The organism is Sphingorhabdus sp., assembly GCF_046292425.1.
In the GTDB taxonomy this organism is placed as follows: Bacteria; Pseudomonadota; Alphaproteobacteria; order Sphingomonadales; family Sphingomonadaceae; genus Sphingorhabdus_B.
Genome location: NZ_JBKBQV010000015.1, coordinates 25,464 through 48,653 on the forward strand (window position 1 = coordinate 25,464; position 23,190 = coordinate 48,653).

The window sequence follows — 23,190 nt, forward strand, 5'->3', positions numbered from 1 at the left end:
CTCGTACAACAAGGGGGCAAGATGTCCGAATCGGACTTACACATGAAGCGCGATGATCTGGAGGGCTGGAGCTTACCGGCCTGGACCTATGATGATTCCGAATTCGCCGCGCTTGAGGTGGACCGCATATTCCGTCCTTCTTGGCAAGTGGTCTGCCATGTCAGTGACGTCGCCAAGGCAGGGGACTGGCACAGCCTGGATTATATCGGCGAGAGCGTCATTGTTGTGCGCGGCAACGATCTCGAACTGCGCGCCTTCACCAATGTCTGCCGCCACCGGGGCAGCCGCTTGGTCGATGGCTCCGGCGGGTGTGCCAAAAAATTGGTCTGTCCCTATCACGCATGGACTTATGACCTCGATGGCCATTTGACAGGTGTACCCGACAGCGCATCATACCCTACGCTCGACAAGGGCAAGGCCGGCCTCGTCCCGGTCGATATGGAAATCTGGCGCGGATTTGTGTTTGTCCGTCTGGAAAACGGCGGGCTGTCCGTGGCGGAAATGATGGCGCCTTATGAGGCCCAGGTCGCGCCCTACCGTTTCGAGGAATTGAAGGCACTTGGCCGGGTCACAATGCGGCCGCGCGATGTGAACTGGAAAAATGTCGGCGACAATTACTCCGACGGCTTGCACATCCCCGTCGCGCACCCCGGCCTCACGCGCTTGTTCGGCAAAAGCTATGGGATAGAGGCAGAGCCGCATGTCGACCGCATGTGGGGCGACCTTGTCGACCGGCCATCAGCTAACTGGTCCGAGCGCGGATACCAAAACCTATTGCCACCGGTCCCGCATTTGCCCCCAGATAATCAGAAACGCTGGCTCTATTTCAAACTTTGGCCATCGGTCGCGTTCGACATCTATCCCGATCAGGTTGACTTCATGCAGTGGCTGCCAACAGGTCCCAACAGCTGCGTGATTCGCGAAATCAGCTATGTACTGCATGATGACCGCCGCGAAATGCGCGCCACGCGCTACCTCAACTGGCGGATCAACCGGCAAGTCAATGCCGAGGACACCGTTCTCATCACCCGCGTACAGCAAGGGATGGCGAGCCGCAGCTTCTCGATGGGCCCGCTGTCCGACAAGGAAGTGTGCCTGAAAAGCTTCTGCCGCCAGATCCGCCACATCATTCCCGAGGCCCGCCTCGAACGGCGCCCCGCAGCGGGCTGGAGCAAAAAATGACCAAAAAATATGACGCCCTCATCATTGGCGCTGGCCATAACGGTCTCGTCTGTGCCTTTTATTTGGCGCGCGCTGGCCTGAAGGTCCGCATTGTCGAACGCCGCGATGTTGTCGGCGGCGCTGCTGTCACCGAAGAGTTCCACCCCGGTTTCCGCAATTCAGTCGCCAGCTACACCGTCAGCCTGCTTCAACCCAAGGTCATCGCCGACATGAAGCTGGTCGACCATGGCTACCGCGTCATTGAACGGCCCATTTCCAATTTCCTGCCGCAGGAAGATGGCGGATATCTGAAACTGGGCGGCGGCCTAGACCGCACGCAGGCCGAATTTGCGCGCTTCTCAAAACATGATGCGGCCGTGTTGCCGCAATATTACGAGATGCTTGAAGGCGTTGCCGACGTCCTCCGTGACCTTGCATTGCGATCGCCGCCCAATGTGGGAGATGGCCTCAAAACGTTCATCGACGCCGCTGTACAGGGACGCGGTCTGATGAAGCTTAACCTGTCACAGCAACGCGACGTGCTTGAACTGTTCACGAAGTCGGCCCGCAGTTTCCTCGACAGCTGGTTCGAGAGCGAAGCCGTGAAAGCGGCATTCGGTTTCGACGCCGTTGTCGGCAATTATGCAAGCCCTGACACGCCGGGCAGCGCTTATGTGCTGTTGCACCATGTCTTTGGCGAAGTGAATGGCAACAAGGGTGCTTGGGGCCACAGCATTGGTGGCATGGGCACAATCACGCAGATCATGGCCAAGGTATGCCGCGAACTGGGCGTCGAAATCAGCCTTGAAGCGGCCGTGTCACGCGTTCTGGTCGATGGCGAAAGGGTCGCTGGCGTGCGTCTTGAAAGCGGCGAGGAAATCGTCGCGGACCGTGTCATCTCCAATGTCGGGCCAAAGCTGCTCTATGAACGCATGTTCGACGATGCCGACCTGAAGCCTGAATTCAAGCGCCGCGTTAAGGGCTTTAAAGCGGGAAGCGGAACGTTCCGCATGAACGTCGCGCTTTCGGAACTACCCAAATTCACCTGCCTGCCCGAACCCGGCGAGCATCATCAGTCAGGCATCATCATCGCGCCGACATTGGATTATATGGACCGCGCGTTTCTGGATGCAAAACGTGATGGCTGGTCGCAAAAACCAATTGTCGAAATTCTTATCCCGTCGACAGTCGATGACAGTCTCGCGCCCGTGGGTCAGCATGTCGCCAGCCTGTTCTGCCAGCAATTTGCGCCTGAACTGCCTGACGATGCGGACGGTTCACCACGCGACTGGGATGCCGAAGAAGGCAAGGCGGCCGACGATATCATCAGAACCGTCGACGCGTATGCCCCGGGCTTCCGCGCATCGGTACTTGGCCAGCAAATTCTCAGTCCCAAAGGGCTTGAGCGTAAATTCGGGCTCGTCGGCGGCGACATCATGCATGGCAATATGAGCCTTGACCAGTTGTGGTCAGCGCGCCCAATACTCGGCCATGGTGCCTATCGCGGGCCGCTAAAGGGCCTGTATATGTGTGGTGCAGGCAGCCATCCGGGCGGCGGGGTTACTGGTGCGCCTGGGCATAATTGCGCGGCGGAAGTACTAGCCGACCGCAGCCTGTTCAAACGAATATTTGCTTGAATCTCACGAAAAAGCCGGACCTTTTCAGATCCGGCTTCTCCCCCTGTCGCTCTTGGCAACAAACTTAAACCAATCTTCAGAAATCTCGCGAGAATTTCACGCCTATCAAGCGCGGCTTGATGACCACATCATAGAACGCGCCGCCAGTCGGCGTTGATGCGGTAACACCCGTTCCACAGACTGTTTCAAGACACTGGACGCCCGTGTTCACGATGCCACGCGTGTCGAACAGATTGGTGGCAAATGCCTCGATTGCCCAAACATTGCTTTTCACGCCGATGGAGAAGTCTGCCGTCGTATAGGCATCCAGATTGCCCTTAATAGCGTTCTGCGCTGGCCGCAAATCGCTTCTGCGGCTACCTGTGTGGTTGACCGCAAACTGCACATGGCCATCCCAGTCAGCGACCGGGAATTCATAACGCGCAATCGCATTGCCCTTGACCTTGGCGGTCACTGGCAAGCGCGATCCCGACGGAGCCAGCAGCGAATTACCAACCGTAGTGCAATCAAAGGTTGCGTTGGCAATAGCGCAGAAATCACGGCGGCTTGTCGCATCATTATAGCTAAAGCCAGCGTTGAGGCTGAACCCACCAGTACGGAAACCAGCATCCATTTCGACACCGCGTATGCGGGCCACACCAGCGTTGCGGATTTCGGTCAGGCCGTTCGCACCAAGAAACGACAGCTGAATGTTGTTCCAATCTTCCTGGAACACTGCGCCATTCCATCGAAATGCACCGAATGTCGATTTCCAGCCAAGTTCGTAGTTGTCGAGCTTGTCCGACCCGTAAGGCGGCAATGTGCCACGACGGTTGATCCCGCCCGGGCGGAAGCCTCGCGACCAAGTGGCATATACCAGAACGTCATCGGTGACTTTGTAGGTCGCATTAAGCTTGTGGATAAAGCCGGTGTCAGACGTCGATTTATCGACATTGGTGCAAGGGCTGCCATTCACAAGGATCGGGACGGGTGTGCCAGCGGGATTTGCGCGACGCGTTGTGCCATCGGTGTTGAGGCAGGCTGCTTCACCAGTTCGGCTGGAATAGCCGGCTGAGTAACCAAAGAAACCCTGCAACGAGTTATCGAACTTATAATAACGCAAACCGCCCGTGAAGGAGAGCTTGTCTGTCAGATCATAAGTCAACTCACCAAAGGCTGCATAATCGCGATCAACACGCTTCTGCTTGGTCAGCCAGATATTGCTGTCCGTACCCGTCACAGTGATGGAATCGGCAATATCATCGATGATGTAGTTCTGTTCGATATTATGCGACTGGCGTTGCGCAAACACACCGCCGATGAACCGTAATGGGGCATCTGCTGGGCTGGCAATACGCAATTCGCCGAAGCTTTTCTTGTATCGGTCAATGCCCCGAATATATTGGTTCGGGTTCACAAGGTCCCCGGCATTGTCATAGAAGTAGTTACCATAGCCGGACAGCGCATCGTAAAAATAGGCATAATCGGAATAATCCGACTGCGTTTCGGTCTTGCGGCGCAAATGGCCACTCGTTGCCGTAACGTCCCAGCTGCCGATCTTGCCTTCAATAGTCAGCGCGGCTTGAATCCATTTATCGCGGCTCGATTCGGGATTGTATTGAACAGTCTGCAAATCACGGGTGGTTTGCCCCGAACGCTCCTGCGAATAGCTGCCTTCCGTATTTTGAACCTGCCCCATCAATGTTGGTTTAATCGTCCAGTTGTCGTCAAGATCGATGCCAAGCGCCAAACGCGCGCCATAGGTTTCAGCGTCATTGTAGTTTTTTTCGACCAAAGCGGCATTGCTCTGCGTGATGCCAGAGCTGGCATAGGTCCGCGCGCCCGGAACGTTATCGATATAACCGCCATCATCCCGATACCAGCCAACTAGTCGTGCAGCGGCACCCTCGGCGATCGGTGCGTTGACAAATCCTTCATAGATCGCCCCGAAATCGCCGTGCGCCACCTTGTTGATTTCAACACCCACGCTTCCGTAAAAGCCAGATGGGTCAGGCGCGTTAGTGACCAGCTTCAACGTGCCAGCCATTGAACTCGCACCGTATAATGTACCCTGCGGTCCGGCCAGCGCCTCAACACGCGCCAGGTCATAGGCGTGCAAATCGAGAGCGCCCTGAATGGTGGTGATCGGCATTTCGTCGAGATAGGTGCCGACGGTCGGCAATGAAGCCGAGTGGTTGGCATTTTCGCCAGATGCAACGCCGCGGAAATATACCTGAGCAAAACCCGGTCCGCCTTGTTGAATGGTCACAGAGGGCAGGAACTTAACGACATCTTGCAGCTCGCTGACCTGTAATTGGTCGAGCTTTTCATTGCCAATGGCGTTGATAGCAATTGGAACATCTTGCAAATTCTGTTCGCGTTTTTGCGCTGTCACAACGATGACATTGCTATCCGTGTCATCGGCCTGCTGCGCAATTGCAGGCGTGGCAATACCGAACGCTGTTGATGTAAGTAATGCGGCCAACGCCGTCCGGACTTTAGACCGTTTCGTTATTTTATGCACAAGTTACCCCCTTGGTTACCTGTAATAAATAGGCTCTCAATCACGCCTCTGTGCAATATGTTTTCGATGCGTCACACGATTGCAAGTAATTTTGCATATGTGTGTTGCAATGCAGCAACTATTAAATTGCGGGATAGATTTCCCAGAGTGGGCCAAGCGCGCGCTTTAAAGGCGTAAGATGCGCTTCATAAGGTTTCCATTGATCCACGCCGTCGCGATTGATTGGGCGACGCACTTGTTCGCTTGAAGCGGTGCGCACCGCACGCTTGTTTTGATGGAAATTCAGGCAGGCATCTTGAAAGGGTAGATTCAAAAATTGCAGCAGGCTGCGGATCTCGCCTTCAGGGTCTTCCAACAGCCGTTCATGAATAACGCGGTGCACATAGCCCGTTGCGACACTATCGAAATGCGCCATCAAACGCACATAATCCGCATAATATTGCCCCGTATGCGCAAGGTCATAGCTAAACGCCTGCCCTTTGGCGAAATGCTGCCGGTAATTGGAAAAACAGCAATCCAGCGGATGCCGTCGCGCGTCGATGATCTTGGCATTGGGCAGGATCAGGCGGATGAAGGCGAGATATATCCAGTTATTGGGCAGCTTATCAATGAAGAACGGCTTGTCCGTCTTGCGCTGGATGCGCGTGCGTTCGATGAACTCTGCACCTAGCCGTTCGGCATCGTCGAGATTAAAACCCGCCAGCGCGTCAATCCAGTCCTCGCCGCACCCTTCGCGCAACGCCATCGCCGGAATGTCAGGCAGCTCCATTGTCCCTTCGACCATCGAATGGCTGGCGAGGATTTGTTCAATTAACGTCGAGCCGGCGCGGGGCATGCCAATAATGAAAACGGGGTCAGGCGCATGATGTCCCTGCCCGACGCGCGCCTCCAAAAAGGCAGGCGTGAAGCTCGCGATGATCTTGTCTACCTGTCTGCTCACCGTTTGCGGATCATATTTCAATTCGGCACTGCGCTGCGCGTTCGCCTTGGCATAATGCATGAATGCCGCGTCATGATCGGACCGTTCCTCCATCGCCTTGCCTAGTGCGAAATGGAGATGATATTCGTCTTCTGCACTGAGCCCCTCCGACGTCAAGGCCGCATCCATCGCGGCGACATCATCGTCAGTAAAGCTTGTAGTTTTGAGATTGGCGAGGCTCCACCAGACTTCGCCTAAAGTGGGCTCTACCGCTAAAGCACGGCGATAGGCAGCAACGCTCTCGTCCTGACTGCCAACGGTCTTGAGCATATGGCCATAGCTCATCCACAATTTCGCATGGTCGGGGAAACGCGTGGTCAGTTCCTGATAGAGAGCGATCGCCTCTTCATAGCCGCCAATCCGGCCAAGCGCTGCGGCCTTCAGATTTTGCTGGACTGGATTGTCGCCACCTTCCGCCAATACCGCATTGAGATGCTCGAGCGCCTCTGGAAAGCGGTTCTGTTTGTACAGCACTGTCGCCAGATTGGCGCGTGCTGCGCCGAAATCCGGTGCCAGTTCCAACGCACGACGCAGCAATGCCTCGCTATCCTTTAACCGGCCAACACGCGCGGCCAATTCAGCCATCATGCGAATGGCGGCAACATCAGTCGGCGCATCACGCAAATGGCCGCGCAACAGTGGCTCTGCATCCTCCAGCCTGTTTTCCGACAAAGCTGTGGCAGCCGCCATGAGGTGGGGGTTTCGCAACGCGGCGTCAATCGCGGCACGGGCAGACAGCTCGCTCATGCAGCAGGGTCTATGCGATGCGGCAGCGCTTTTGAAGCGGCTAAATCATCCGGGGTATCGATATCGCGCAAACTGCCTGTGGGTGCAGCTAACGTCATGGCGTTCAAAAGAATTTGCCGCGCACCAGCATCGCCTTTGGTTTCTAGCAACAGCGCCCACATCGCACGCGGAAAAATGGCTGGCGGCATGGGTTGGTTTGCGTCGGATGACTGGATGGTTTCGCCTTCACAAGCAGCAATAAGCGCTTCGACATGGGAAGCCGGAACGAACGGCATGTCGGCCAGCGCAACCAGCAACGCTTGCGCCTCTGTCTTTGCAGCAGCCTCAACCGCCAGATGGAGCGAAACGGACAGTCCAAGGTCAGCTTGCGGGTTGTCGATAATGTCGTAGCCCAAATCTGCATAATGCGACGCGATAGTTGCTTGGGGCTGGCAGACGGCAAAATGCGCGGCGGCATCCACCTGCGCCAGTTGCTGCGCGACAGGTAAGCCAAGCGGCGCGCCATCCAAATCCGCCATCAATTTGTCCGAACCAAAGCGGCGCGCATTGCCAGCGGCGAGGACGGCGATTGCGACATGCTTTGCTTCCATTAGCGCAGGCCATCATTAAACGCGCGGATCATCCCACCTGCAATCGAAAGTGCGATTTCCGGAGCGCTGATCGCATTAATTGCGACGCCAGCTGGCCCCTCTATACGCGCGGATTGTTCCGCGCTGACACCCGCCGCAGACAGGCGTGACAGCCGCGCCTGGTGCGACCGCTTGGAGCCAAGCGCAGCTACATAGGCCGCCGGGCTCGCCAACGCGGCCAGCAGCGCCGGATCGTCAATTTTTACATCGTGGCTCAAGGTGACAATCGCGCTTCGGCTATCCGGCGCGAACGCTTTGACCGCTTCGTCGGGCCAACGGTCATCAAGGCGCACTCCGGGGAATCGGTCAGCCGTCAAAAATCGCCCGCGCGGGTCGCAGAGGGTGACATCAATGCCTTGCGAGACAGCAATCGCAGACAAGGCAACAGCAATCTCGACAGCGCCCACAATCAATAAACGGCGCGGCGGATAATAGACATTCACAAAGCCTTCCGCCTTCGTATCGCGCGATATCTTACTGCGACCAGAGGCGAGGTCGGTCTCAACGGCTGATGTCGACCCTTCGCTCCTCGCCTTGATAATTTCGGCAAACAGGTTTTCCGGAAAACCTTCTGCCGAAACCGGCTGCACCAACACCTGAATGTCACCGCCACAGGGCAACCCCACTTCCCAAGCTGCGTCATCGGCAACACCATATCGGCGCAACACGGCAGGCGCGCCAGCCAGAACCATTTGCGCGCGTTCCAGAACATCGGCTTCGACACAGCCGCCAGATACGGACCCCACAAACCGACCATCGGCATGGACCAGCATATGGGTGCCCACGGGGCATGGCGCGGATTTCCATGTTTCGACCACAGTCGCTATCGCCAAAGGCGCGCCAATCCAATCGATTGCGGCGGCAAGGATACGATCATGATTTGCACTGCCTGTTTGCATGGCTACGCGCTAGCAAAGAGGACGAAGCGTTGCTATATGAAACGCAACTAAGGGTGGGAGCTCAGCTACATGGCTATTCAGACGTCAATTAATGGCAAAATGGTGGCATTGTCCGCTGAGCCGGACACGCCCTTGCTGTGGGTCATCCGCGAAGAGCTTGGCCTGACTGGCACAAAATTTGGTTGCGGCATAGCGGCTTGCGGGGCATGCACGGTCCATGTCGATGGCGAACCCGCCCGCTCTTGCAGCGTTCCTGTCAGCGAAGTGGCGGGCAAATCGATTACCACTATCGAAGGTCTGAAATCAGCCGATGGCGCGTTGCATGCCGTGCAACGGGCCTGGATTGCTGCCCAGGTGCCCCAATGCGGTTATTGCCAGTCGGGGCAGATCATGGCCGCTGTCGCCCTCATCGAAAAGACTGGCCGTCCCAGCGATGCGCAGATTGACGAGGCGATGACCAACATATGCCGTTGTGGGACGTATCCGCGAATCCGCAAGGCCATTCGTGCGGCGACCGGACAAGCGGCCCAAGCTGTAGAGGGGGCAGTCTGATGGCCGACAACCCGACCCTCGAAATGGAGCCTGCAGCACCTGTAAAACGCAAAGGCGTCAAACGCCGTGCTTTTCTTATTGGCGGCGTCGCGATAGTTGGCGCTGGCTTGTTCGGTATCTCGATTGCCGATAAAAATGCGGCCAAGAATGCAAAGGCACTCGTCGGCAGCAAAGGCGGACACAGCTTCGCGACCTGGCTAAAAATCAGCGAAGACGACGTCATCACTATCTATTCGCCACATACCGACATCGGTCAGGGCTCAAACACCGGCCTTGCGCAGATGCTCGCCGAAGAATTGGACGCGACTTGGGAACAAGTGCGCATCGTCTCGGCTCCAGCGGAATCGGCCTTTGCCAATGTGGGCTTGGGTCGCGGGTTTCTAGCCGAAATGTCCGGTCAGCCCGCGATTATCAACGGCATTCCACAATCATTTCTGTCGTTCATTGCGCGGCAAATGAACCTTCAGATTACGGGCGGATCGACCGCTTTGCGTTTCACTGGCCAAGTCACGTTTCAAAAGGTTGGCGCGGCCACGCGGCTTGCATTGATTGAAACTGCAGCAAAGCGCTTCAATGCTCCGGTGGGGGAACTCACCACACAGGACAGCCATGTCGTCCATGCCAAGTCGGGGCGGTCTATGCGCTATGGCGAGCTGGCGGCGGAAGCGGCTACCTTAACACTGAATAATGATCCAAAGTTGAAAGACCCATCGCAATATCGCTTGGTCCGCCAATCGATGCAGCGGCTCGACATTCCGGCCAAGGTCGACGGCAGCGCGCAATATGGCATGGATTTCGCGATCCCCGATATGCGCGTTGCGACAATCATGGCAGCGCCCGTGCGCGGCGGAAAGCTGACGTCCGTCGACACCGCGCCCGCATTGGCCATTAAGGGCGTCGAAAAAGTCATCAAGCTCGATGACGCCGTTGCTGTCATTGGTAAGGGCTATTGGCCCGCAATCTCCGGCCTACGTGCCTTGGCACCTAGCTTCAGCGACGGTGGCAATGCGGGCATGTCCACCACATCTATTTTCAAGGCGCATGACGCGCTCATGGCCAAGGGTGAGGCAGACGGTGAAGCTGGTGAAGGCGATGTGCAAGCGGCGCTCGGGGCAAAGCCGGTCCAAGCGAAATATCAGGTTCCCTTCCTCCACCACGCGATGATGGAACCCTTTGCGCTCACTGCGCAATATAAGGACGGCAAGCTAGACATTTGGGGCGGCATGCAAGACCCGCTGGCGACCAAGATGATGGCAGTCGAGATATCGGGTCTCGACGCCGATAAGGTCACTTTCCATCCCATGATCATTGGCGGCAGTTTTGGCCGCCGCTTGCCCATGTATATGGAAATCGTTGGGCAAGTGACGAAGCTTGCGATGCAGCTTCCCTATCCGGTCAAGTTGATCTGGAGCCGCGAGGAGGAAGTCGCACAAGGCGCATATCGCCCACAAAGTTCGGCGGTACTGACGGCGTCGCTGACCGAGCAAAAACGCATTGCCGCCTACCGCAATGATTATGCCCAACCCGAAAGCGCAGAGGGCGAGACGGTATTCCCATACAGCCTGCCCGCTGTGTCGCGCAGGCATTTTGCACATGTGTCGAACCAGACAACGGGCGCGTGGCGGTCGGTTAACTCAACGCAGCAGGGCTTTTACAATGAAAGCTTCATGGACGAACTCGCACATTCGGCGGGCGAAGATCCGGTCACCTTCCGCCGCAACCATCTAAAGGCTGGCTCCCGCCACCTACGCGTTCTTGACGAAGTCGCTGCGCGCAGCGGATGGGGCACGCCCTTGCCCGCTGGACGTGGTCGGGGCGTTGCTTTGGTCGAAAGTTTTAAAACCATCGTCGCGCATGTGGTTGAGGCTTCGGTCGGCGAAGACGGTTTGCCCAAGGTACATAAGGTCACCACCGTTGTTGATGCAGGCAGCATCGTGAACCCTGACGCCGCCATGGCGCAAATTGAGGGCGGCACCATCATGGGCCTATCCTCGGCGATCGGCGAAGCCATCACGCTTGAAAAAGGCGCGGTGCAGCAAAGCAACCTCAACGATTATCCGTTGATGACCATGGCGCAGTCACCGCTGGTGCACGATATCCACTTCCTGAACAGCGGCGCAGAGATGGGCGGCATTGGCGAACCCGGCGTTCCTCCGGCCGCGCCTGCCCTTGCCAACGCATTGTTTGCAGCCACGGGCAAGCGCATTCGCAACCTGCCAATCATGACGCAGGCGAAGGGATAATTTTGCCGCAAGCCCGGTTACTTCAGCCCACAGATAATCTGGAAATCGCCGAAACACTGGCGCGCGCTTTCCAGAACGAATCTGGCTGGAGCTATGTCATTCCCGACCCCAAATTGCGTGCGCGGCGGCTGGCTGGCGCGTTCCATCTCTTTCTGCGTGACGAACATCGCAAAGGCGCGGTATATGGCACCGACGGCGTGGAAGCAGTCACATTATGGCGCGGCCCCGGACAAGCGCGCGATAGCATGTTCGATACCGCGCGGATGATTATCCCCTTCGTTCAACGCTTGCGATTCTCGATTTTGCGTGGCCTTGAAGTTGCCAACCTTATTGAAAAGCACCTCCCAACCGAGCCCTTCTGGTATTTGCATTACGCCGGATGCGATCCCGCTTTTCAGGGCAAGGGCTTCGGCGGTGCGGCGATCCAGGCCGGTCTGGAACGCGCTGACCAAGACGGACTCCCCGCCTATCTCGAAACAGCCGATGAACATAATATTGCTTTATATCAGCGCTTTGGGTTTGCAGTGAAACATAGCTGGCAGGTTCCGGAGGGGCCCCAATTCTGGGGTATGCAAAGGCCTGGCAAGACGCGCCACTGATTACGGAGGACACACCCTTGCCCTCGGACCAAAACTCGCCTAATCTGTGCCCACGCATCAGGTCTGCGCGAAAGCGTGGATAATAGGGAAGCCGGCGGAAATCCGGCGCTGTTCCCGCAACTGTAACCGGCGAGCTTTTGCTCCAAATGCCACTGGAAAAACGGGAAGCCGTAACACTGGGAAGGCGGGGCAAGGGCACTGACCCGGGAGCCAGGAGACCTGCCTGAATGCGGTTTGTCCTTTGTGCTTGCGGGACACTGGCGCAATCGGGGTTTTCCTCCGCGTGACGACATTTGGTTGGACGTCATGTGAAGGAGATTAATCCATGACCATATTAAAATATACGGCAGCCGCACTTGCGATGCTGCCGACGACTGCCTTTGCGCAAGTTAACGCGGACGAAATTGTTGTCACCGCCAGCGGCTTTGAACAGCCAAGATCCGAAACCGGGCAGGCCATTGAAGTCGTCGATCGCAAACGCCTTGACCAGTTGCAAAGCGCCACAATCGCCGACGTGTTACAAACAGTGCCGGGCATCAGCATTGCCACGCGGGGTGGTCTTGGCAGCCAGACCAGTGCGTTCATTCGTGGCGGCAGCAGCGCGCAGACTCTGGTATTGATCGACGGGGTTCGGATCAACGATCTTACCAGCCCCAATGGCGCATTCGATTTTGGCGCCTTGATGACCGGAAATATCGGCCGCGTCGAAATATTGCGCGGACCAAATTCAATTATCTGGGGCAACCAAGCCATTGGCGGCGTGGTGAATGTTCAGTCGATTGCGCCGATTGACGGCTTCGAAGGGCGCGTTGGTGCAGAATATGGTGGCTTTGATACCAAGCGCCTTAACGCCAATGTTGCGGGGTCCAGAGGGACATTGGAAGGCAGTGTCGGCGGTTCCTTCGTGAGCAGTGATGGCATTTCTGCGCTCATGGGTGGAACCGAACGCGATGGTTATGAAAACGCGACCGGCAATGCCCGGTTAAAGGTCAACATTAGCGACAGCTTCAACCTTGATTTCCGTTCTTACTATAACCGCGCAACGGTCGAATATGACTCTGCCTTTGGCGTCGGCGCCAATGGCTTGCCCGTTTCGCGCAACCGGCAGTTTGTTGGGTATATCGGTGCGAATTTCGATCTGCTCGATGGCCGCGTGCAAAACCGCGTTGCGTATACGCGAACCGACATTAAGCGCGTCGGCACTGACCCGGTCGTGTTCAGCTTTAACAATTTTAATGTTCGTGGTGCAATCGACCGGGCGGAATATCATGCCGCGTTCGACCTGAACGATGCGCTGACTTTGGTAGCGGGTTTGGAATATGAACGCAGCTTTGCCAGCACTTCGTTTGAGGGCGCTGCACCCGATGTCGCGCGCAATGACGTCGGCAGCGGCTTTGGGCAGATCATCCTGCGCCCGGTCACTGGCCTGACGCTTACCGCCGGCGTCCGCCATGATGCCTATAGCGACTATGGCGGACAGACGACGCTAGGGGGGAACGCAGCTTTCACGCCAAACGAAGGGCGCACAATCCTGCGCGCTACTTATGGCGAAGGTTTTCGCGCTCCCACCCTAACCGAGGGCCAGCCGCCATATGGCAATCGCGATTTGAAACCGGAGACGGCGCGTAATTTCGACCTTGGCGTTGAGCATCAGTTTCTGGATGGCAAGGCGCAGGTTTTTGCGACCTATTTCAACCGCCGCAGCAACGACCTCATCGCCTTCTCCCTTGTCAGTTTTCAGTCCGAAAATATCGACAAGGTGACAGCTAAAGGCATTGAGGCTGGCCTGAATCTGAACCCAACCAGCAGCCTTGATGTCCGCGCCAGCTATACGCTGGTTAACGCGATCAACCGCACAACGGGAAGCAACTTCGGCAACCGCCAGGCATTGCGTCCTCAGCATAGCGCAAGCCTTACAGCAGACTGGCGGACACCTTTTGGCCTTTCGGTAGGAACCAGCCTGTTGCTCGTGGGAGACAGTTTTGACGATGCCGCCAATACTCGCCCGCTTGATGGCTATGCGCTGGTGGGGCTTCGCGCATCAATGTCTCTGACGGATAATGTTGAGGTCTATGGCCGTGTCGATAATTTGCTGGATTCCGAATATGTTGTCGTCTCTGGCTATAACAGCTTTGGGCGCAACGCCACGGTGGGCGTGAGGACCAAATTCTGATGCGCTTTGGGTGGTGCCTCCTTTCTGCTTTTGCATTGGCAGGATGCACCAGCCATTCCGCTGTCGTGCCAAACGGGATCGTGTCCAACAATCCCTGCATCGACGCCGTGCTGGCCGAAATCGCTTTACCGGGACAGGTCACTGCGGTCAGCAGTTATTCGCATGACCCGGATAGCGCTTCTGCCCCCTTGTCGTGGTCGGCCAGCCTGCCCGCCGTCGGCACTGGGGCGGAGGAACTGCTCCTTGCACGACCAAGGCTTGTACTGACAGGCAATTTGGCGTCGTCCGGCGCGAACGCTGTTCTGGCGCGTGCCGGGGTCAAAACGGTTGCCGTTGGTGTTGCGCCAACGATAGATGAAGATCGCAACCAAATACGACTGCTTGCCAAAGCAATAGACAGGGTCGATGCCGGAGAAGCGCTGATATCGCGTATCGACCAATCCCTACCCCACAACCAAATGTCGGGCCCTCCGGTTTCGGCGATCATATGGCAAAATGGTGGTTTTGTGGCTGGTAAGGGCACTTTGCAGGATGAACTGCTACAGCGCCATGGGTTTGTGAACGCCAGCGAACAATACGGCCTTGCGGCATGGGGCGTGCTGCCATTGGAGACGCTGGTTCGCAACCCACCACAGGTTATCTTCATGCCAACCGAAGCGAACGGCGCCGACGCGCGGGCCTTAAGTGCCCGTCAGGCAATGCTTAAGCATTTGGGCGGACGCACGCAGATCATAGAATTTCCGGATAAGCTGCTATTCTGCGGTGGGCCGACGATCATGAAAGTGTCGGCGATATTAGCTGAAACCCGTGCCTCCGTCTCGACATTGGCGCGGACGAATATCCGATGAGCTCGCGTTCGCTGACATGGCTTCTGCTGCTCTTAACTTTCGCGGCATTCTTTCTTTCGCTGATGGCGGGCAAGGTCTGGATCTGGCCCACATCATGGGCGGCGGATAATGCCGATGGCTGGATTTTCCTTGAATTGCGCTTGCCCCGGGCGGTGCTTGGTCTTTGCATTGGCGCCGTTTTGGGCCTCTCGGGCGCAGTGATGCAAGGCTATCTGCGCAACCCGCTCGCTGATCCGACTGTGCTTGGGGTGTCGGCAAGCGCCGCACTTGGCGGGGTTATTGCAATTTTCGCCGGTATCAGCTTATTGCCATTCGGACTTTTCGGCTGTGCGATGCTTGGTGCAGGGGCCAGCATATTGTTGCTGCTGGCAATATCACACGGTAGCGGTCCGATTGGGTTTATCCTTGGCGGTGTGGTGCTTTCCACGCTAGCGGGCGCATTGACCGCATTTGTCATCAGCATCGCGCCGAATCCTTTTGCAGCTAGCGAGATTATTAATTGGCTGATGGGCGCGCTGACTGACCGGTTAATGTCTGATGTTTGGACTGCCCTGCCCTTCATGGCGCTGGGCTCAATGCTGTTGCTGTCCACGGGGCGTGCACTTGATGCTCTTACTTTAGGGGAAAATGGCGCGAAAAGCCTGGGCATTGACCTGTTCCGATTGCGATGGGTCATCATTGTCGGTGTAGGGCTAGCCGTCGGCGCATCGGTTGCTGTGTCAGGCGTTGTCGGCTTCGTGGGATTGATTGTACCCCACCTTGTTCGCTCTTCTTACGGCGAAAAACCATCGGAAATATTGCTTCCGTCGGCACTGGGCGGCGCCATATTGACGTTGACCGCCGACAGTCTGGTCCGTCTGGTACCCGGCCCCGGGGAAGTTAGGCTTGGCATAGCCATGGCCGTTCTTGGTGCACCGTTCTTCCTTACCTTGTTAATGCGTTACCGAAAGAGCGCGGCGTGAATCTGTCGGTCCGCAATCTCAGCTTTGCGCACGCCGGCCAACCAACACTGACCGGGATCAACGCGGCATTTGAAGCTGGAAAGCTTAGCGTAATCTTGGGTCCAAACGGTGCAGGTAAATCGACTTTGCTAGCGTGTATGGCTGGCTTGTTAAAAGCTGATACGGGGTCAGTAAGCGTTGGAGATGATGATATTGCCAGCATAGCCCCGATCGCCCGGGCCCAACGCATTGGCCTTTTGCCACAAGGCGCAGAAACCCATTGGGCAATCACGTCAGAGGCTTTGGTCGCGCTTGGTCGCATCCCGCATATGCGCGGGGCTGGCGCGTCCGTAGACGATCGCAGGGCTATATCCTCGGCCATGTCGGTCACTGCCACTGAAGGCTTTGCCAACCGCCCCGTCACACAGCTTTCTGGCGGTGAGCGCGCCCGCGTTCTGCTTGCCCGCGTGCTGGCGGGTGAACCGCAATGGATATTGGCGGATGAGCCGCTGGCCAACCTCGACCCCGGGTTTCAGCTCGACATTTTGGACTTGCTGAGGCGGCAGGCTACTGCGGGGAAGGGCGTCGTTGCGGTATTGCACGATCTGCACCACGCCGTGCGCTTTGCCGACTTCATCGTACTGCTACACAAGGGAAGGCTGTTTGCCCAGGGCAGCGTCGACGATGTCGTCACCGCTGACAACTTAGCCCAAGTTTACGGGATTGACGCGAATCTGTTCCAAGACGAGGAAGGGGCTACCCAGCTATTTATCAAAGGCAAAATCTCATGAAATATGCCCTTCCCCTTTTTGCTCTGCTGCTCTCCAGTTGCGCGGCAAATGTCACCGAGCCTGCAAGGGTGTCTGGAGCTGCGCCGCAGAGTGCGCAGGAGGCCCTTCGCCCTTACTACGCGAGGCTGGACGTCAAACTCCCAAAGGCGCCCGCCAACCCCGCGCTATCCGACGACACAGTTATCACCCGCTTTGCATTTGGTAGCTGCGTCAACGAAAACCGCGACATGAAGTTCTGGGATGTTATCGCCGCGCAAAAACCGCAGGCATTTCTGCTGATTGGTGACAATGTCTATGGCGACACAAGACCTACCAATGGCGCGGACATTCCGACGCTTACGGCCAGCTATAAAAAGCTGAATAGCCGCGTCGAATTTGACCGCTTTCGCCGAAGCATCCCCATGATGACGGCATGGGACGACCATGACTATGGCGCCAATGATGCCGGTGGCGCTTTCGCATTCAAGGAATGGGCCGAAAATGTATACGAGACTTACTGGGGCTCCTCGGACGAGGTAAAATCCCGCCCCGGCGTTTATGAAAGCCGCATAGTTGGTCCGCAGGGCAGGCGTGTCCAGTTCATCATGCTCGACGGTCGCTTTTTCCGGTCAGACCTGGCGACCATGCCTTATCGCGACCCCGGCCCGACGCTCGGCTGGTACATTCCGAATATGGATCCGAACGCGACCATCTTGGGCAAGGCGCAATGGGACTGGCTGGCGCAGGAACTGGAAAAGCCAGCCGATGTACGGTTCATTATTTCATCGACTCAGGTCATAACCGACGCGCACAATTTTGAAGGCTGGACGAACTTCCCCAAAGAGCGCGAACGCCTTTACGCGTTGCTTGGTCAAAAGGGCGTCAACAACGCCATTTTCCTAACTGGTGACCGGCATAGCGGCGGTTTTTACAAGACCACCGCCCCCGGCCTTTCCAAACCTTTATGGGATTTCACTTCAAGCTCGCTTAATTTCGCCTTCGGCAAAGGTGATGGGAGCGACCGTGAACCCGATCCACGCAGGACCGGCGGCTTCTGGGGCATTCCAAACTTTGGGCAAATCGATATTGATTGGGCAGCAAAAAAAGTCACAATGACTCTGCGCAAGGACGATGGCAGCGTAATTGAAACGCAGGTTGCTAATGCGATTGATTGATCGCTGAATAGTCGACTGCCGCTACTTTTTCCATAACTGCCTCGCGGATTGCCTGTGCCGTCAAAAGCGGCACGGCAATCATTTCCAGCGTGCCGCCTGCAATACCGAACTTAAGCGAGGCCATCCCCATGCGCCGCGTCAACGGTCCTTGCGAAATCTCGATGCTTTGCACTTTCACTTGGGGGGCAATGGTGAACTGCTGCTGCCACCAGCCACGCTGAACATATAATTGCTGGTCGTCCAGACCGAAACGGTATTTACGCCAGTCAAGCCAGAACATGAACGCAGCGAAGATCACCAAACACAAGAGGAGGGTCGTTCTAAGCACTGCAGCATCGGCAAAAATCACCAGTGCCGCCATAGCCGCAAATATTGGCGGCACGAGCAGGAGAAGCTGGATTATCCAATAGCCGGCAGAACCTTTGCCAAGCCGCTCATCGCCATCCGGCGCATCGATCCTTGCGGCTTTCGCAATACGCCACACCTCGTCCAATGTCGCAAACGGAGCGGCTACGTAATTGGTTTCTTCTTTGCTATCCTGCGCAAGGCTCACAAATTTCAGGCTGTGCCAACCGCGCCATTTGCGCACAGGTCCGGTCTGCACAACGGCAGCCTGCACTCGGTGCGTAGGCATCACGACATCTGTCAGCGTCAGCAACCCGCGCCGCCGCCGGAAGCCCTTGGAAGTCTGAGTTAGGCGGAAGCCATGTTCACGCAATAATGTGCGCGCAACGCCAGTAGCAAAGCCGATAAAGATAAGGCTAGTGAACGCGCCAAACGCCAAGACAAGTTGCGCCGCGACGCCCACGCCATTGATCTGATCCACGCTGACGCCGCTTTCTTCCGCAAGGCCAGCCCAACGTTTGAAATCCCAAAGATCGAACGGCAACAGAAAATCGAATTGCTGCGCAAGCCCCCCGAGAACCGCGAAAATAACGAGTGAAAAGGAATAGAGGCCAAGGATAAAAACGCGCTTTCCATCCATCGCAAATATAATTTCGGCGTCTTCGGTTTCTGCAGCTTGCGGGGCATCCTGCACAACGGTGACACCGGCCTTGCGTGAGCGGATCAACGCGCGCAAGCGATTGGCTTCGTCCAAAGTGACAAAGCTCAGTTTCGCGTCATCGCCATCGCCGCCACCCGTTTCAAACTTAACTTCACCCAGCCCCATCATGCGTGCCAACGGCTTTTGCTCAATGCTGACGTCCTGAATCCGGTCATAGGGGATCGAACGCGCGGTCCGGCTCAAAATGCCTTTTTCCACGCGGATATCATGGTCACCGACATGATATCGAAACCGCAACCATGCGAGCCAGCGAAAGAACAGGCTTAAAACTAGCACCAACGCTATGACGATGGGGATAAGCACCGGATTCTTGGCTTCCCGTACGCCAAAAACCACCGCCACTATTGGAAAAAGAAGCTGCGGCAAACCGGACACGAAGCTGACGAAGAGACCGCTGATATGCAGCCGCTCACCCTCATGTATCGCGACTTCGCGCACGCCGTCGGTAACTTCGTTCACAGCAGGTCCTGCCGGATCGCGGCACGAATGGCCTCGCGCATCGCCAACGCATCGGCATGCGCCAGACCAGGCAAGGCGACCGTGCTGTTATGATTGCCTGCCGTATGGACCGTCAGCGTCGCAAGTCCATATCGTCTGTCGATTGGACCTTGGTCGACGTCAATGTGCTGGATCCGGCCAAATGGGACGATCGTATCGCGGTAAAACATATAACCGCGTACGATGCGTATGCGGTCTGCCCCCATGTGATAACCCCAATGGCGGTATTTGCGCGCCGGTACTGTAAATGCCACGAAAACATAGAGTAAAAGTACAGGCACAACAAAACTGCCGGGTGGAAGCAGCTCCGCAACCTCCAATACCCCTGCACCAATGACAAATGGCAACAAGCCAAGCGCTGTGGCTATTCGGGTTGTCGTCACGAACGCTGGATCTAATGGGATAAGCTCCGGCGTAATATTGTCAGTCATGAAACAGATATGCGCACACTGTGTTGCATTGGCAAGACGGTTTCGGAAAAGTCGCTCTTCAAACGATCTTTCTCGGTGAGGATATCTCCGTCACCGCGCCAATGCAGCATTGGCTTCGTCCACCAGCTTCGCGATGATATCGACTACTGGCCGCTCCACATGGACCATACCTACAGATTGCCCGGCCATGACGGAGCCATATTCGACATCGCCGTCAATCACTGCTCGGCGCAGGGCCCCTGCCCAGTATTTTTCGATCTCAAGCTGCGCGGCCTCCATGTCAATCTCGCCGCGATCCAGCATGGCGGCGACTTCGACCTGCTTCTTTGTAAATTCCTCTGTGCCCTTGTTCTTCAACGCCCGCACGGGGATGACAGGCAGGCGCGGGTCGATCTGGACACTTGCAACCGCGTCGCGCGCGTTGGCACGCAGGAACGCTGCTTTAAAATTCGGATGCGCGATGCTCTCATGCGCGCAGACAAAGCGGGTTCCAAGTTGAACACCCGCCGCACCCATTTCCAGATAGCTTGCAATTGCGCCGCCGCGTGCAATTCCGCCAGCAACAAAGATCGGCAACTGGTCACCAAGCTCAGGCAATATTTCCTGCGCCAGCACTGATGTCGAAACCGGGCCAATGTGACCACCCGCCTCACTACCCTCAATTATCAGCGCATCGACACCCGAACGTGTGAATTTTTTGGCAAGCGTCAGAGCTGGTGCAAAACATATGACCTTCGCGCCAAAGCCCTTGATCGCCTCTATGCTGCCCTTGGGCGGTAGCCCGCCCGCGAGCACCACATGGCTCACATTATACCGGGCGCATACGGCAATTAGCTCCATGATTTGGGGATGCATCGTGATGAGGTTCACACCGAATGGCTTTGACGTCATCTGCTTGGTTGCGGCAATCTCCGGATCGAGCAATTCGGGCGTCATGGCACCACAAGCAATAACGCCAAAGCCGCCTGCATTGGAAATGGCGGACACAAGATTGCGTTCCGATACCCAAGACATCGCGCCGCACATTATCGCGACCTCACAGCCCAAGAAGTCCGTGCCGCGTTGCATAAGGTGAGCGAGTTTAGTCATGATGCGCCTTTAATACACGGTTGGTCGTTGCCGCGAAGGCGGTAATCCAATTCCTGTCCTCTTATGTTGAAACATCGGAGTTGGTCCCCCGTCTCCGCGGGGGTAATGACAATATTCGCCGCCTTACTCAGCATCTAGCCCATAAGCAGTATGCAGCACTCGGACCGCCAATTCGGTTTCATCCTCGTCAATCAGCACGCTGACCTTGATTTCGGACGTTGAAATCGCCTGAATGTTAATCTTGCGGTCGGCAAGGCTGCTGAACATCGTCGACGCAACGCCCGCATGGCTTTTCATGCCGACGCCGACAACGGAGATTTTGGCGACCTTGGTGTCGGGGATAAGCCGGTTGTATCCAATGGCATCGCGTTGGTTTTCCAAAATGTCGATGCAACGCACAAGGTCAGCCTGCGGACAGGTGAATGTCACGTCGGTCTCTCCTTTGTCGCGGCCGACATTCTGAATAATCATATCGACGTTAATGTTCGCATCAGCCAATGGCGCAAAGATATTTGCCACTGCCCCAGGTCGATCAGGCACGCGGGTTAGCGTAATTTTTGCCTCATTCTTGTCATGCGCGATGCCGGTGATCAGTTGGCGTTCCACGTGGCTATTCTCCAATTCTTCGTCGGTTACGATCATCGTGCCGGGGATGCTGTCGGCGTCGGGTGCGCTGTCGTCTACGAATGAGGACAGCACTTGAATACGCACACCTTCCTTCATGGCAAGTCCGACCGAGCGGGTTTGCAACACTTTTGAACCAACCGAGGCCAGCTCAAGCATTTCTTCGTAGGTAACGGCCTTCAACTTGCGCGCGCGGGCGACAATCCGTGGGTCGGTTGTGTAGACGCCGTCAACGTCAGTATATATGTCGCAGCGGTCGGCCTTTACAGCGGCGGCAACAGCTACCGCCGAAGTATCCGACCCGCCCCGGCCCAAAGTGGTGACTCGGTTGTCGTCGGTCAGCCCCTGAAATCCGGGGATCACTGCAATATTACCGGCCCCCATTGATGCCAGCAACTCATCGGTATCAATCGAACCGATCCGTGCCTTCGCATGCGCGTCGTCAGTATGGATGGGCATTTGCCAGCCCAGCCAGCTGCGCGCCTCGCAGCCGAGCGCTTGCAATGTAATCGCCAAAAGACCGGCCGTAATCTGCTCACCGGCAGCAACAACCACATCATATTCGGCTGGATCGTACAACGCATTCGCTTCACGACAGAAATTCACGAGGCGATCCGTGTCACCAGCCATTGCAGACACCACGACGGCGACCTCGTCCCCCCGTTCCGCTTGTCGCTTGACCAATTGTGCCACACGGCGGATGCGTTCGGTGCCGGCCATCGACGTGCCGCCAAATTTCATTACAATGCGCGCCATGAAAACCTTCAATATTCGCTATATTACAATCGCGGGCCCTGATAGGGACAGGATATGACAAACGCAAGCTCAGCTACGACAATAAACGCCGCAGAAGCCGCTCATTTCGGTGGCTTGGCGGCTGAATGGTGGGACCCAAAGGGCAGTTCAGCAATGCTGCACAAACTTAATCCTGTGCGGCTGCGCTTCATACGGGCCGCAATCGACGCGCATTTTGGCGGCGACGGCAAGACGCGGCACCCGCTGGCAGGGAAAACTGCGCTGGATGTTGGTTGCGGCGCCGGCTTGCTGTGTGAACCGCTCGCGCGGCTTGGCGGGGAGGTTACTGGTGTGGATGCCGCGCCTGAAAATGTCGAAGCGGCAAAGGCACATGCGGCATTGTCCGGCCTCATTATTAACTACCGCGCTGGCGAAATCGCAGCGCAGGGGCTTGGGCAGTTCGACGTTGTAACCTGCATGGAGGTTATCGAACATGTTGTGGACCCGACCGCGTTTGTTGCAGAGTTGGTCCGACATGTGAAACCCGAGGGGCTGTTGTTACTGTCGACGCCAAACCGCACGGCAGCATCGCGTGTGTTTTTGGTGGAGGCCGCAGAACGGCTTGGCCAAGTCCCGCGCGGCACGCACGATTGGGACAAGTTCCTGACGCCCGAAGAATTGACCGGGTTGCTTCAGGATGCAGGGCTTGAGGTTTTGGAAATCAAGGGTATCGCCTTTTCGCCGATGTCCGGATTGTATTTGAGCGACAATATGGCGCTAAATTACATTTTGAGTGCGCGGTTGCGGAGATAGGTGATAGGTTTCGCCACAGCGCGCTATGTGCCGCCCTGCCCTTTTCGTCACCCTGAACTTGTTTCAGGGTCTATTTGC

General features: G+C 56.6%; 19 protein-coding genes and 1 riboswitch. Of the genes, 11 read left to right on the forward strand and 8 right to left on the reverse strand.

Annotation, left to right across the window (positions count from 1 at the left end; translation table 11 throughout):
• Positions 1–21: 21 nt before the first annotated feature.
• Both ACK4S7_RS05045 and ACK4S7_RS05050 read left to right on the forward strand, forming a co-directional pair.
• On the forward strand, positions 22–1,182 hold the full coding sequence (locus ACK4S7_RS05045) for an aromatic ring-hydroxylating oxygenase subunit alpha (RefSeq protein WP_409644905.1): 1,161 nt from the start codon (positions 22–24) through the stop codon (positions 1,180–1,182).
• Positions 1,179–2,798: a phytoene desaturase family protein gene (locus ACK4S7_RS05050; protein ID WP_409644906.1), complete on the forward strand. Its 1,620-nt coding sequence runs from the start codon at positions 1,179–1,181 to the stop codon at positions 2,796–2,798. Before ACK4S7_RS05045 ends, ACK4S7_RS05050 begins: the two co-directional genes overlap by 4 nt.
• Before the next feature lie 76 nt (positions 2,799–2,874).
• Here the strand turns inward: ACK4S7_RS05050 and ACK4S7_RS05055 are convergent, their stop codons facing one another.
• From ACK4S7_RS05055 to ACK4S7_RS05070, 4 genes are all read right to left on the reverse strand, one after another.
• A complete protein-coding gene (locus ACK4S7_RS05055) occupies positions 2,875–5,292 on the reverse strand; it encodes a TonB-dependent receptor (protein WP_409644927.1) in 2,418 nt (805 codons plus the stop codon).
• Between the two features lie 130 nt (positions 5,293–5,422).
• Positions 5,423–7,027, reverse strand: a complete 1,605-nt coding sequence (locus tag ACK4S7_RS05060) for a sulfotransferase (protein ID WP_409644908.1) — start codon at positions 7,025–7,027, stop codon at positions 5,423–5,425.
• Complete coding sequence (locus ACK4S7_RS05065; RefSeq protein ID WP_409644909.1) at positions 7,024–7,617, reverse strand: nucleotidyltransferase family protein; 594 nt, start codon at positions 7,615–7,617, stop codon at positions 7,024–7,026. Before ACK4S7_RS05065 ends, ACK4S7_RS05060 begins: the two co-directional genes overlap by 4 nt.
• On the reverse strand, positions 7,617–8,555 hold the full coding sequence (locus ACK4S7_RS05070; RefSeq protein ID WP_409644910.1) for an XdhC family protein: 939 nt from the start codon (positions 8,553–8,555) through the stop codon (positions 7,617–7,619). The genes ACK4S7_RS05065 and ACK4S7_RS05070 overlap by 1 nt, the downstream gene beginning before the upstream one ends.
• 69 nt (positions 8,556–8,624) lie before the next feature.
• Between ACK4S7_RS05070 and ACK4S7_RS05075 the strand changes: the two genes are divergently transcribed.
• The 8 genes from ACK4S7_RS05075 to ACK4S7_RS05110 all read left to right on the forward strand — a co-directional run bounded on the left by ACK4S7_RS05075 (position 8,625) and on the right by ACK4S7_RS05110 (position 17,856).
• Positions 8,625–9,107, forward strand: coding sequence for a (2Fe-2S)-binding protein (locus ACK4S7_RS05075; protein ID WP_409644911.1), 483 nt, complete (start codon positions 8,625–8,627; stop codon positions 9,105–9,107).
• On the forward strand, positions 9,107–11,350 hold the full coding sequence (locus ACK4S7_RS05080) for a molybdopterin cofactor-binding domain-containing protein (RefSeq protein WP_409644912.1): 2,244 nt from the start codon (positions 9,107–9,109) through the stop codon (positions 11,348–11,350). Before ACK4S7_RS05075 ends, ACK4S7_RS05080 begins: the two co-directional genes overlap by 1 nt.
• A gap of 2 nt (positions 11,351–11,352) precedes the next feature.
• Complete coding sequence (locus ACK4S7_RS05085; RefSeq protein WP_409644913.1) at positions 11,353–11,949, forward strand: GNAT family N-acetyltransferase; 597 nt, start codon at positions 11,353–11,355, stop codon at positions 11,947–11,949.
• Positions 11,950–11,991: 42 nt separating this feature from the next.
• A riboswitch (cobalamin riboswitch) is annotated at positions 11,992–12,191 on the forward strand.
• An 83-nt stretch (positions 12,192–12,274) separates the two neighbouring features.
• Entirely contained in the window at positions 12,275–14,122 is a 1,848-nt protein-coding gene (locus ACK4S7_RS05090) for a TonB-dependent receptor plug domain-containing protein (protein WP_409644914.1), read from the forward strand.
• A gap of 65 nt (positions 14,123–14,187) precedes the next feature.
• A complete protein-coding gene (locus ACK4S7_RS05095) occupies positions 14,188–14,970 on the forward strand; it encodes an ABC transporter substrate-binding protein (RefSeq protein ID WP_409644915.1) in 783 nt (260 codons plus the stop codon).
• A complete protein-coding gene (locus ACK4S7_RS05100) occupies positions 14,967–15,932 on the forward strand; it encodes a FecCD family ABC transporter permease (protein ID WP_409644917.1) in 966 nt (321 codons plus the stop codon). The genes ACK4S7_RS05095 and ACK4S7_RS05100 overlap by 4 nt, the downstream gene beginning before the upstream one ends.
• Positions 15,929–16,702, forward strand: coding sequence for an ABC transporter ATP-binding protein (locus ACK4S7_RS05105; protein WP_409644918.1), 774 nt, complete (start codon positions 15,929–15,931; stop codon positions 16,700–16,702). The genes ACK4S7_RS05100 and ACK4S7_RS05105 overlap by 4 nt, the downstream gene beginning before the upstream one ends.
• Entirely contained in the window at positions 16,699–17,856 is a 1,158-nt protein-coding gene (locus tag ACK4S7_RS05110; protein ID WP_409644919.1) for an alkaline phosphatase D family protein, read from the forward strand. The genes ACK4S7_RS05105 and ACK4S7_RS05110 overlap by 4 nt, the downstream gene beginning before the upstream one ends.
• On the opposite strand, the gene ACK4S7_RS05115 is transcribed toward ACK4S7_RS05110, so the two are convergent.
• From ACK4S7_RS05115 to ACK4S7_RS05130, 4 genes are all read right to left on the reverse strand, one after another.
• Positions 17,840–19,381 (reverse strand): PH domain-containing protein, encoded by a 1,542-nt coding sequence (locus ACK4S7_RS05115; protein WP_409644920.1) that lies wholly within the window; start codon positions 19,379–19,381, stop codon positions 17,840–17,842. The genes ACK4S7_RS05110 and ACK4S7_RS05115 overlap by 17 nt on opposite strands.
• Positions 19,378–19,851 (reverse strand): PH domain-containing protein, encoded by a 474-nt coding sequence (locus tag ACK4S7_RS05120; RefSeq protein WP_409644921.1) that lies wholly within the window; start codon positions 19,849–19,851, stop codon positions 19,378–19,380. The genes ACK4S7_RS05115 and ACK4S7_RS05120 overlap by 4 nt, the downstream gene beginning before the upstream one ends.
• A 90-nt stretch (positions 19,852–19,941) precedes the next feature.
• Positions 19,942–20,940 carry an NAD(P)H-dependent flavin oxidoreductase gene (locus tag ACK4S7_RS05125; protein WP_409644922.1) on the reverse strand — a complete coding sequence of 333 codons (999 nt, stop codon included), beginning with the start codon at positions 20,938–20,940 and terminating at the stop codon, positions 19,942–19,944.
• Positions 20,941–21,063: 123 nt separating this feature from the next.
• Positions 21,064–22,320 carry an aspartate kinase gene (locus ACK4S7_RS05130; protein WP_409644924.1) on the reverse strand — a complete coding sequence of 419 codons (1,257 nt, stop codon included), beginning with the start codon at positions 22,318–22,320 and terminating at the stop codon, positions 21,064–21,066.
• Positions 22,321–22,374: 54 nt separating this feature from the next.
• Between ACK4S7_RS05130 and ubiG the strand changes: the two genes are divergently transcribed.
• Positions 22,375–23,112 (forward strand): bifunctional 2-polyprenyl-6-hydroxyphenol methylase/3-demethylubiquinol 3-O-methyltransferase UbiG, encoded by a 738-nt coding sequence (gene ubiG / locus ACK4S7_RS05135; protein ID WP_409644925.1) that lies wholly within the window; start codon positions 22,375–22,377, stop codon positions 23,110–23,112.
• Positions 23,113–23,190 lie beyond the last annotated feature (78 nt).